This window comes from Nonomuraea sp. NPDC003804, from assembly GCF_040610675.1.
GTDB lineage: Bacteria > Actinomycetota > Actinomycetes > Streptosporangiales > Streptosporangiaceae > Nonomuraea.
Genome location: NZ_JBEXMT010000045.1, coordinates 62,395 through 73,875 on the forward strand (window position 1 = coordinate 62,395; position 11,481 = coordinate 73,875).

Sequence of the window (11,481 nt, forward strand, 5' to 3'; positions counted from 1 at the left end):
AGGGAGACGCGATGAAGATCACCGTTGATTACACTCGCATCAGCTACGACAAGTCCGGCGCGGGTATCGGGGTCGAGAGTCACCATCTCGACGATGTCGAGTTCGGTGAGGAAATCGGGTTCCCTGTCGAGGCGACATACAGCGACAACGACCGGTCGGCCAAGGCGCGCGCCGATGGGTCGTTTGCCGAACGTCCCGAGTATGACCGGATGATCGCTGACATTCGCGCGGGCATCGTCGGCGTGATCATCGTGTGGCACGCCAACCGCCTGCATCGCAACGTGGACGAGGCGAACCGGTTCATCAAGATCGCTCTTGAGTGCGGGGTGCGGCTGTTCAGCGTCAAGCGTGGCGGGGAGTACCGCCTGACCCGCGCGGCCGGTCGGGCGGACCTGCTGCGAGACACGGTGACCGCGCAGGAGGAGAGCGAGCACCGAGGCGAGCGCGTGGTGGTGGCGCGCAAGCGGCAGGCACGTACCGGCGCGTACGGCGGTGGCGTCCGCCCGTTCGGCTGGGGCAAGGAGACCGGGCGGGTGCGTCGCGTCTGCCTCAACCCCAAGGAATCGCCCGAACTGCGTGAGTACCGCGATGTTCCGGTGCTTGATATGAACCAGCACAACGAGCAGGAAGCCGAGGAGATCAGGCGATGGAAGCGCGAGTTACTGTCGGGGGTATCCATGCGCCAACTCCTTGCCGACCTAGCCGCCCGCAGGGTGCCCACGGTCGCGCAGAAGGACTCCCGAACGTTGCGCAGGAAGGGGCAGGAGGTCAAGCACCAGGGGTGGAACTCGCGCACGGTGCAGCAGATCCTGACCAATCCGCGCACGGCGGGGCACGCGGTCTACCGGGGAGAGATCGTCAAGCGGAACGCCTATCCGCCGATCATCACCGAGGATGAGCGGCAGGCGTTGATCACGCGGTTCAGCGATCCCACGCGCAAGACCAGCCCCGGCAACACGCCCAAGTGGCTCGGCAGCCTGATCTACCAATGCGGCATGTGCGCCGAGGCTGGCCATCGTGACAAGGCGGGCGATCCGGCCACCATGACCGTGCGTAACAACTCCAGCGGCGATCCCGTCTACCGGTGTCGCGAGAAGGGCCACTGTCAGCATCCGGCCAAGGAGGTGGACGACTACGTGGAACGCGTGGTGATCGCGCGGCTGTCGCGCCAGGACATCGCCGAGCTGTTGCCCCAACACGCGCCCATCGACGTGACCGCGTTGCACGAGGAACTCGCGCTGTTGGACGCCGACGAAACAGAGATCGGTCTGTCGCTCGCCAGGCGCAGACGCGGCGGGCAAGGGCTGAGCGTCGCGGCGGCCGAGGTGGCACAAGCCGAGATCGACAAGCGCCGCGCGGAGATCAGCCAGCAGATCATCGAGGCGGCAGCCGAGCACCCGTTGCAGGAGTTCGCGATCAGTGATGACGCGGCCAAGACCTGGGCAGGGCTCAGCCGAGGACGCAAGCGGGAGATCTTGCGCATGCTGGTGACGATCACTCTGCTACCGGTCGGGCGTGGCCGTCGTCCTTCGGTCATGCAGAGAGTAGCGATCAAGCCTGTCCAGCATGCATGACCCCACACCGCCACACAGCGAACGCACCCCTTGCCAGTCGGCCCAGACTGACAAGAGGTGCACCCGCCCATGTGCCCGCCTACGTCCCGCGCAGCAGCAGCGCCAACCGGTGTCGCTGGTCATCGGTCAGCGGTGGCCAGCCCTCCACCAGTTCCTTGACGTAAGCGTCCACGTCCTGGTGATCTGCTTGCGACTCTTCGGCAGCCACGCGCCGACGAGCTTTCCGCTGTGATGCGTGCCCTTGCTGCCTGCGGTCACGGGCCAGGGATGCATCAGCCATGCGACCACCCGGCTCCCGGGTGACCGAGCCGTCTCGGCGTGATCACCGCAAGCCGCCCCCGAGCGACCCGCACCGAGATGATCATGACCGTGTCCGCGCGCCTGGCCATCCCGCCCACCCGCCCTCGGGTTCGTGGTGGCTGACCTCCGGCTCGCGGCCGGCCGATGATCACAGGGTGGAAGAACTCGACCCCGAAGCGGCGCCTCCGGCACGCCTTTCTGGTGGCGGCCCTCACGCTGACCCCTGACCGGCGTGCCCCGCAGCCTCAGCCCGGTGCGGGCTTGGCCCCCGCGCCAAGCCGTTGCCGAAAGATTGACCCCCTTCCCCAGTGGGCTCGTTCGCTTGGGCGTCGGCGATCCGTTCCCGGCCGCGCTGCCGTTCGGCGACCATCCGCAGCAACCGCACCGCCAGCGACCCCAGACGCGGGTCATCCGGCTTGAGCTGCTGCCACACGTACCGGCCCGGCTCGCTCGCCTCCTGTTCGGCGATGCCGAGCGCTTCCAGCACCCAGGCCCGCCGCGCCCGCTGGTAGCCGCCCAGCGTCTTGCCCGTCCACTTACGCGAGACCAGCACCCGCCGCCCGGCATAGCCGAGATAGGCCGCCCGATGCGCCTTGCCCCGGCACAGCCCCGGCACCATCCCCGCACGCGCGTTCTTCGGCTGCACCCCGAAACGCAGCCAGTTCGCGCACCCCGGCGAACACGGCTCCCACCGCAAGACCTCCAGCAGCCGCCGCGCATGCGCCCGCCGCGCCCGAGCCGCCCGCTTGCCGTCCGCCCCTTCTCCCGGGTCATCGTTGAGCGGATCGCCGAGGCTCTTGGTCAGGTACTTGGTGAGATAGCGGACCCGCATGTCCGCATCCGGTGTCCCGGCCAGCACGCCTTGAATGTCGGCCTGCTCGCCGAAGCGGATCACATGCAGAGGCGTGGCGTCCGGGTCGGCTCCCAACGCGTCTAACGCCTCCTCCCAGGTGGGCAGCACCTCACCCGTCGCCGGATCGAGGTAGCCCACCTCCTCCCGCCACACCGGCAGGTGATCGCCCTCGAAGACGACCACGCCGGTCGGTGGCCACCACACCTGGTGGTAAGTGGCCGCGATGACCCGCCGCAGCTCAGCACGTGGGATCGTGCCCCGGATCGCCATGTGCAGATGCGGAGCCAGCCGCCGTTGCGGCTCCACACTCGCGAAGTACTGCACCTCGAACCCGGCCACCCGCCGCAGGTTCTGCACCAGCCGATCCACCAGCTTGGCGAAGTGCAGCGCATCACGTGCCGCCCGCTGATAGTCGTAACCGTCCGGATCCACCGGCGCCCCGTCTCTGACCCGGCCGTAGGACGGCAGCGTCAGCGTCACGAACAGCGACGGCCGAAACACCTTGCCGTCCCGCCCGGTGAACGTCCGGCCCAGCGTGGTCGCCCGCATCACCCGCTTGGGTAAGGCCGGGGCGTCCTGCCGCCGCCGCGTGGAGCGCACCCGCCGAGACGAGACAGCCCCCGCCGTCCCGTCATCGGTGCCGCTGTCGGTCTGCGCCCCACCTGATGCGTCGCCGCCATCCGACCAGACGCCCAGGGCGCGCATCTCCGCCTCATGCCCGGCCAGCGCCGCCGCCCAGTCACCTGCCTCATCCGCCCGGCCCGCCGCCATCGCGGCATCGCGCAGCGCCCGAAGCTCGTCCCGGAACTGATGCAGCCACGCCCGTTCATCCTCGTCCACCTCACGAGCGGGCACGATTGCCGCACCGCCCGCCGTCCCGCTGCCCGTTTCTGATGCCCTGCCGTCCCAAGGCGAGCCCGGCCCAGGCTCGATCTCCGGTTCGGCCTCCAGATGCCAGCCCTCCCGGCACTGCGCCGCCCGCAACTGCCGCATCCGCTTGGCGCACGGCGGACACTTGCTCTCCAACCGCGCCCCGCACGCCACGTTCACCACCCGATCAGCCCCGCTATGCCGATCGGTCACCCGGAAGGCCAACGGCCGCACGCAGACCCCGTTATCGATGGCGACCTGACGCGCCGTCTCCAGCTCCAGCAGTCCCGCCTCAGCCAGCGCCCCCAGTGCCCCCGCTCGCGCGCCAGCCCGCGCCTTGTCCTGCCCGGTATCGCTCAAGCGGCCCCCCAAGCATCGGCGCCGCTGTCCCGTCTGGTGTCGTACTCGTCGGCCTCCCAGGCGCCCCAGACCCCATACCGCTCGTCGGTCAGGTCGTCGTCCAGGTCCTCGCCGAACTCTTCCCGGAACGCCCTACGCAGGCAGACGCGGTCCAGGTCCTCGCCGTACGGCCAGTCGTCGTCACCGCCCAGCCGCGCCGCCACCTCCTCCACCGCGTCGCCGAAGTCGTACTCCCGCCCGACCATCGCCCGGTGCCCGCATTCGCGGCACTCCACGATCAGCCGGACCTCGTCCTGCCACAGGCTCCCCTCAGTGCCGCACAGCGCGCACCGAAGCCCGTTCAGGGCCACCCAGATCGTCATAGGGCACCACCCCCTTCCTCACCGCTGCCGTGCCGACCGTTCCGCTTGCCGCCGCCCATCTCGCCGCCTTCTTCGCCCGTGCCGCCGTCTGTGTCGTCTGGTTGGCCGCCATCGCAGCCGCCGCCGTCCTCGCCATCTCTGCCTCCTCGCTTGTCCATGGGCACGCAGTAGCGCGCCACCATCTGCCTGATATCGCCATCGCTGACGTAGGCCGCCCGCACCCGCACCGGGTCGGGGCTGTTCTCCAGCCGCACGTAACCGATCCCGGCCCCCACCGCCGGATCATCGGGGTCACGCGGGATCTGATCGGCCAGCGCGCCCCGATCCCGCGCACCGTCACCGAGAACCATGTCCACCTGTTCCGGCTCGTCCAGCCGCAGCGCCACCCGATCGGGGAACAGGTTGCGGATCGCCAGCACGTCCTTTCGCGGATCTTGCAGCGCCGCCATCACCGCGAACCCGGCCGCCCGGCCCTGCGTGGTCAGCGTGGATAGCGCCGCCAGGATGCGCGCCTTCAACTGCCGGTCGGCTTGGTAGGCGGTCAGGAACGCCACCTCATCCACGATCACCAGCACGAACGGGTCGTCGGTGGTGGGGGTGTGGTCGCGCCGCACCCCGGCATACCGGTCGGCCCGCTCCTGCATCCAGGTCACGGCCAGCTCCAGCAGCTCGACGCACGCGAGCGGGCGCGCCGCATACCGGGTGAAAAGCTGCTGGCCATAGGACAGCTCCATCAGCTTGGGGTCCAGCCCCCACAGCTGCACCAGCCCCGCCTCCTGAGCGGGCAGCAGAGCGCGCACCACCGACCACAGCCACGACCCCTTACCGGCCCCGGTCGCCCCCGCGACCAGCACGTGGGTGCCGTGGATCTTCAGCCGGAACGGCCGCCCCTCCTCATCCAGGCCGATCTCCACCGCCCCGGTCACCGGCCGACGCGGGATCGGCCGCGCCGTGATCGTGACCGCCAGCAGATCAGCACGCGGGAAGGTCAACCGCAGCCAGCCCGGCCGGATCACCGACACCCGGCAGGAGACCGCGCCGAACCCGTGCGCGAGATTGGGCGACCGGTCCGCCCACAGCTCATCCGACTGACCGGCCAGCATCTTGACCGTGACCCGGTCAGCCAGCCGCGTGCTGCGTACCCGCCGTACGTCCGGCACGTAGGCGCGGCCCCAGAACGAGCCGCCCAGCCCGGCCCCGACCAGCACCGCCCGCCAGCGACGCCGGTAGACGAACATCCAGCGCGCCCAGCTCACCAGCGGCCAGCCGACCCACCGGCCGTAGCTCGCCGCATCGGCCAGCGCCCAGCAGGCACTACCGACCCCGAAGGCCACGTAGGCGGCGACCAGCCATCGCCAGCCCGCCAGATACCACAGCGCTCCGGCCGAACCGGCGACCGCGCAGGCGACCGGGTGACGTACTAGAGTCTTGATCGTTCCGGAGATCAGCCGCCACAGCCAGACGACGATGACCACGATCGCCGGAGTCTTGACCACGGTCGGCCGCCACACCACCGACGTCTCCGGCCGGGTCGCGACGATGTTGTCTACCTCTGCACCGGGAAGTTTGCGCAACACTTGGGGCACCACCTCCTTTGACCAGGCCGCCCACGCCGACCCCGGCCCACCACACAGGCGGGAAGGGACGACGGAGGCGACGAACCGCAACGACCGCGCATGCGGTCGCCGACCTCGCCAAACAAGTGATCTGTGTGTATGCGGATAGCGCGCGCCCACAGCCGCAGCACCGCCGACACCCGCCCCGCCAAGAGAGCGGATGCCGACGACGCCGCATCACGGCTGAATCTGTGTGTGTCCGGGCCCTCTTGCGCGCCCCGATGCCCGGCCCCCAAGGGGCCTCACCGCCATCTTTGCGGCCTACCCTGCCGGGCCTACTCGGCGCGGCTCTACCGCGCCATCAAAAACGCGTCTCCCTCAACACGGGATCGCGACCACTTCCACCCGCCCGCGCCCCACCGGCAAGGCGAGCCATCAACCCGCTACGACGTAGCGACCTTCGCGCCTGATGGGCCGGACGGTCTGACCGCCGCTCGCAGGCCCCGCGCCTTGAACGAATACGCCAACCGGTTGGAGGCGTTCACGTACGGGGTCACCATCAACCCCTCAAACTCCACCGGCACCAGCGCCAGCCCCAGCGCGGCCAACGCCGCAGGAGCTTCAGGAATCACCGGCTCAACCGGCGAAAGGATCTTCACAGCGACCGACTTAGCGGACGCTTTCACCGAAGGGTCCCCGTCCATGACCGGGACCTGCCACATCAGCTCATTGGTGAGCTTGTCCCGAGCCGGGACCGGCTTGCTCGGTGTGCTTGCCTCGAAGTCGAGTACTGGACTGACGTCCCCGACCACGTAACATCCGTGGGGGAACACTAGCTCGTGTGGAACCGGTATCGGCCCCTGTAACAAGTGACACCACCTCCTTCGGTCGATTGCTCTGGCCTATAGAGAACGAACGAGGCACGGCCAGAGTTCCCGAATCCCGGAATTATTCCCGCGAAATTCTCGGCTTTCTCAACGCTTATTCCAGCCGACCCGAAAAAGGCATATCCGGATGACCGTGGCGGGGGCCCGGCCTGCGCTAGAAGGATGGCACCCCGCCACGGGGTGATCATTCCGGAGTGGGTGATCAGAACTCTTTCTATCAGCGCATCCGCCGCAATCATCGGCATGGAGGACAAAGCGCATGGCCGGAGACTCTCAAGATCAGGTAACCGCCGCCGGTCGAATCGCCCGATCAAGCATGCTGTGGCGGGATGCACACCCCCCGACGAGCACCCCGCCACGCAGTGACCTCTCCAAACGGAGGCGCCGCACCCCAGTTGTATCAATGCGAGCAGCCGCGCCGTGTCGCTATCCGGCAAAGCCCCCGCCACAACTCCCCCAGATCGCATGTCGCCCGGCCCGCACTGCCGAATTGTTCTCATAGAAGTCAAGGCGGACCGCCCAAGGGCGGCCCGCGCGGGCGGCCAAACCGGCCGCCCTCCCCGGCCGGGCATGCGGCCTGGGGGCCGGTCCCGGCCGGGAGCGGCCAGGCCGCCCGCAACCGCCAGCCACCGCACGACTCCGAGACAATCGGCAAGATCAACTACTGAGCCGCCGCGGGGCGCTTCGTGATCATCTTTCCGCCGCGTGCGCGCCGGCCACACTCACTTCGTTCGCCCTCCGGGTGACCTGCGGTCATGTCGCCGGCCCCCACGCTCCACACCGCTACAGGCCCGATGCGCCATGGGGCCGTACTCAGAAGAGACGATCCCGAGTCCAAGTTCGTCGGCCCTGGGCGTGAAGGGCCCCCTCGTCGAACTGTCGAGGGGTGGCCGGGTTGCCTGCATTGGCTATGTGGGCAGCCTCCAGGTTGGTCCGTCAGGGGCACCGAGCCAGACCCGTTGTTCCTCCTGAGCCACGGTGAGGCCGAAGCCAGACTGATGAGGCTGGCCCGCGTCCTGCCAGACGGTGATGGCTTTGGCTACCTCGTCCCACAGGCGTACCGGTCCGTGCTGGTGGACCACCCATCCACCGGTCGGGGACGGCCTGACGTCGGCCTGAGATCCGGTGCTGACGTCGTGCAGCGTCAGGATGTCTTCCGCCCACCCGTGTTGTGCATGGGGCACGGCGAGCTGAGCCACGAACAACGCGGTGTCGTTCTTGAGTATGGACGGGTCGAGCGTGCTGTCACCGACGCTTCCCAGGCCCAGTTCCAGAGTCGGGCGCGAGGGCGGCAGGTGCGGACGGGCGGTCATGAAGTAGACGTCCTCGGGCAGGAAGTGACCGCTCGCGCAGCCGTCGTCCTTTACATGCAAATGTGCGAAGGCCGCCCCGCCCGTCCACCCCATCATGGGCGCGGTGATCGTTCCGCCCGCGCGGACCTGCTTCACCCATACGGGTGGGATTGTGCGAACTGAGCACGTCGCGATCAGCCGATCGTAGGGAGCGTTGGCGTAGTAGCCGAGAAGGCCATCGCCTTGGATGAGCGTTGGCGCATACCCGGCCGCCGCGATGGCGGCCTTGGCTCTGGCCGCGATCACCGGATCGTATTCGATGGAGGTCACCGCCTCTTGGCCCAGCCGGTGACACATCAGCGCGGTTGAGTATCCGGTGCCCGTCCCGATCTCTAGAACCCTCTCGCCCTCCCCGATCCCGGCGGCTTCGAGCATCCGCACAACCAGCCCGGGGAAGGTAGACGATGAGGTGGGCCGCAGGATGACGACCGGTTCGGTGGCGTCCTCTGCCATCACCCCGTCGATCTGGGTGACCCACGTCTCGTCGGTGTAGGCCAGCGTGAGCCACTCTTTGGGGGTCATCTCGTCTTTGCGAACCGGAACCCACCCGCGCTCCGGTTCAAGCCGGTAGACCGCTTCGCCAAGGAAGAGTTCGCGAGGAACCGCCTCCACGGCCGGGTGCCAGGCCACCGAGCCGATCTTGTCGGCCAGTTGGTGACGCAGTTCGGCTGCGAGGTTCATACGGTGTATCCCTCCAGGAGGGTGTGAGCGAAGGCGTCGGCTATCGCCTCGGCATCGGGAAGCCAGCCCCATTGGCCGTTCGGGTTGCACTCGATGAAGACCCATCGATACGGCTCAACGCCTCCTTCGGTTTCTTCTAGGGCGAAGTCGAAGCAGCCGAAGGCCAGGCCGAAGCTATAGAGGTAAGCGTGCAGGCGCGCTACGACCGACGAGGGTACCCGGATGGGAGTGTGCGCGAGCGCTTCCCAGTCTCCGCTCCGCCAGTCAAGCATGCCCTCTGGGCTGGTGATCTGGCTGGCGAACACGTGAGAGCCGACGACGGTCACCCTGGCATCGCTGTGTTTGGGGATCTCTGCTTGGAACATGTGGGCCGTTACCGCGATGGACTCGTCGAGGTCGCCGGAGTCTACTCTTTGTGTCCAGATGGTCGCGACCTTGCCTTCTATTTTGTGCGGGATGCCGCGAAACGACTTGTATACGATCGGGTCGTGTTCTATCGCGAACTCTTTGGCCGCCTCCAGGTCATTGGTTATCAGCGTCTCGGGAATGGCGAACCCGAGTTGTGCCGCGATCTGCAATTGCGCCGGTTTGTAATCGCTTCTGCTGATATTGCCGGGGTTGTTGACGTAGCGGCAGTTCGGCAGGTTGGTGATCAGGCCGTGCAAGCCGTGTCGGGCTTCGGTGATGGCGAAATCGCGTGCTTGCGCCTCAAGTGTCTCGAACCGCCAAGGCGACGGGCGACGGTAGTAGACCGCCCGCACCTCTTCCAGGGCGATGTCCCGGCTTGTTGTGCGCAGACGTCCGGACCAGCTTGCACGCTCGCCTCCCAGGCGGGCGCCGAACGTCAGGCCAGACCCAACGTCGGCCGGGTCTACGCGAGCGACGCAGGCACCTCGTTCGTTGAGGGAGGCGATCACCAGATTGGCGGTGACGTCCTCAGGCGAGGTGATCACCACTATCGCGTCCTTGGTGGAGCGCACGAATCAGTCCCTTTCGACGTCGTTATTGGAGTCGTCTGCCACGTTCGGGGCGTTCTGGGAGCCGTCGCCGGGCCGGGACTTGGTAATCGTCGCGTACGCCCTGTTGGTTGAACCCTTTCCCATATCGACGATTCCACCCCGGCCGTCATAGAAGACCGTGAGCTGACTCGCCGGGTCGAGGCTGGTTGTTGTGTAGGGAAGTGCCGCTTCGGGAAGGCGTTCGGTGGCACGCCCCAAGCCCCAGGGCTGACGGAGAAGAGTGGTCGCCTTGTTCATTGTTGAGCCCTTCTGTTGTGATTGGAGAATCATGTAGCCATGGCGAGGAAGAGAGAACGGCGAGCTTGAACGTAGAGAAGAGGTGAGCACGGCAGCGTGGGATCGGCAGTTTCCGGCCCACCCTGAAGGATCGGAAGATCAACCACGCTGCCGCACCCGAATGAGGGCGAGACGATGCGCCGTCCGCTCCCGCGCCAGGAGCCAGCCATCCGCACCACCCCGCCCAGCTCCTACGACGAGTCGTCCGGCCCGGTCACCGGCACCTCCCCCGACGTCACCCAATGTGCGCGGAAGAAGCACACGGCGCATGCAAGCTCGTTCGGCTCCCAGCCCTGCCACCCGATCTTGCGAGCCCGGAAGACCAGCACCGACCGGCCGCACAAAGCAGCCCCCCGCCACACCCGCCGCACCGGGGTCGAGCCGACCACCCGCGCCGCATGCTGATCCAGCTCGTTCATCACGAACCCGACCACCAGCGGAGGCGGCCCACCGAAAGCCAGCCTCCACCGATCCAGCAGCGCCCGTAATCTCGCCCGCTTGATCACGACTGGCCCCCCGGCTGGTCGGCCCGCAGCCGCTCCAGCACCAGCCGCAGCGCCTCGCGCGCATCAGCCGCGACGCGGCGTGCCATCATCCGGTCCTCCTCGGTGACCTCACGCGACGGAACGGCGGGAGCGGCCTGACAGCCGGGAACGAACGGGATCTCCTCAGTCACCGCGCTACCTCGTTCCCCGGCGTCTCGGCGGTCGCGGCGAGATCGGCGATGGTCTCCGACAGCGGATGACCGGCCAGAAGTTCGCGGTAGCGTATGGCGATCCGTCGCGCCGCTGTGTGGTGTGCGTCGGCCGGGCAGAAGGCCCAGACGTAACGGTTGCGAGACGAGATACGGCCGGTCCACCAGCGGTAGCGCCATCCCTCCGAGGCGCACTCGACCCAGATCACCAGGTCCACCCATACGGAGACCAGGGCGATGCCTGTACCGACGTGCACGTCTGAGTTGATGCCGAAGTCCGCCAAATCCAGTTGCAGCCGGTAGGCGGACTGAGCTCCAGGAGGTTTGCCAGGACTGGTATTGGCTCGTACCTGAATGGCCGTACGCTGTGCCATAGATCGCACCTCCAGAGTGCGGTTTAGGGACCCGTACGGCGTGTCAGCGCCTGCGGGTCCCGCCATGTTTTGGCGTCGCCCTCCATCTCATCCCCGTCAGTCCACCCACCAACAGTGCGAGTGAGGGAGACTAGGGGAGACAAGCCATCCCCCCACACGTCCCCCGAGGTGCACGCGATGAGCGATGTTCCAAGCTGGGCCAGTCGGCTACGCGCTGAACGACGCAAAAGGGAGTGGACTCAACGGGACATGGCCAAACACCTAGCGGATGCCGCCAACCAGAGCACACGTCTTCCGTCTCGGGAATCGATCACCCGGCTGAT

General features: G+C 67.6%; 11 protein-coding genes. 1 reads left to right on the top strand and 10 read right to left on the bottom strand.

What is annotated here, in order from left to right; all coding sequences use genetic code 11:
- The first annotated feature begins 11 nt into the window (after positions 1-11).
- Positions 12-1,574, top strand: a complete 1,563-nt coding sequence (locus ABZX22_RS41115; protein WP_354921326.1) for a recombinase family protein — start codon at positions 12-14, stop codon at positions 1,572-1,574.
- Positions 1,575-2,085: 511 nt separating this feature from the next.
- Here ABZX22_RS41115 and ABZX22_RS41120 read toward each other — a convergent pair.
- From ABZX22_RS41120 to ABZX22_RS41165, 10 genes are all read right to left on the bottom strand, one after another.
- A complete protein-coding gene (locus tag ABZX22_RS41120) occupies positions 2,086-3,957 on the bottom strand; it encodes a replication initiator (protein WP_354921329.1) in 1,872 nt (623 codons plus the stop codon).
- Positions 3,954-4,319 carry a hypothetical protein gene (locus tag ABZX22_RS41125; protein ID WP_354921332.1) on the bottom strand — a complete coding sequence of 122 codons (366 nt, stop codon included), beginning with the start codon at positions 4,317-4,319 and terminating at the stop codon, positions 3,954-3,956. The genes ABZX22_RS41120 and ABZX22_RS41125 overlap by 4 nt, the downstream gene beginning before the upstream one ends.
- On the bottom strand, positions 4,316-6,055 hold the full coding sequence (locus ABZX22_RS41130) for an FtsK/SpoIIIE domain-containing protein (RefSeq protein WP_354921334.1): 1,740 nt from the start codon (positions 6,053-6,055) through the stop codon (positions 4,316-4,318). The genes ABZX22_RS41125 and ABZX22_RS41130 overlap by 4 nt, the downstream gene beginning before the upstream one ends.
- A 263-nt stretch (positions 6,056-6,318) precedes the next feature.
- The gene (locus tag ABZX22_RS41135) at positions 6,319-6,687 is read right to left on the bottom strand and encodes a plasmid replication, integration and excision activator (RefSeq protein ID WP_354921337.1); all 369 of its coding nucleotides are present in this window, start codon (positions 6,685-6,687) and stop codon (positions 6,319-6,321) included.
- 983 nt (positions 6,688-7,670) lie between these two features.
- Positions 7,671-8,795, bottom strand: coding sequence for an ATP-grasp peptide maturase system methyltransferase (tgmC, locus tag ABZX22_RS41140; protein WP_354921340.1), 1,125 nt, complete (start codon positions 8,793-8,795; stop codon positions 7,671-7,673).
- A complete protein-coding gene (tgmB, locus tag ABZX22_RS41145) occupies positions 8,792-9,775 on the bottom strand; it encodes an ATP-grasp ribosomal peptide maturase (protein ID WP_354921343.1) in 984 nt (327 codons plus the stop codon). Before tgmB ends, tgmC begins: the two co-directional genes overlap by 4 nt.
- A gap of 3 nt (positions 9,776-9,778) precedes the next feature.
- Positions 9,779-10,051, bottom strand: coding sequence for a putative ATP-grasp-modified RiPP (tgmA, locus tag ABZX22_RS41150; protein ID WP_354921346.1), 273 nt, complete (start codon positions 10,049-10,051; stop codon positions 9,779-9,781).
- A gap of 230 nt (positions 10,052-10,281) precedes the next feature.
- Positions 10,282-10,596, bottom strand: coding sequence for a hypothetical protein (locus ABZX22_RS41155; RefSeq protein WP_354921349.1), 315 nt, complete (start codon positions 10,594-10,596; stop codon positions 10,282-10,284).
- Positions 10,593-10,766 carry a hypothetical protein gene (locus ABZX22_RS41160; protein ID WP_354921352.1) on the bottom strand — a complete coding sequence of 58 codons (174 nt, stop codon included), beginning with the start codon at positions 10,764-10,766 and terminating at the stop codon, positions 10,593-10,595. The genes ABZX22_RS41155 and ABZX22_RS41160 overlap by 4 nt, the downstream gene beginning before the upstream one ends.
- Positions 10,763-11,158: a hypothetical protein gene (locus ABZX22_RS41165; RefSeq protein ID WP_354921355.1), complete on the bottom strand. Its 396-nt coding sequence runs from the start codon at positions 11,156-11,158 to the stop codon at positions 10,763-10,765. Before ABZX22_RS41165 ends, ABZX22_RS41160 begins: the two co-directional genes overlap by 4 nt.
- Between the last annotated feature and the right edge of the window lie 323 nt (positions 11,159-11,481).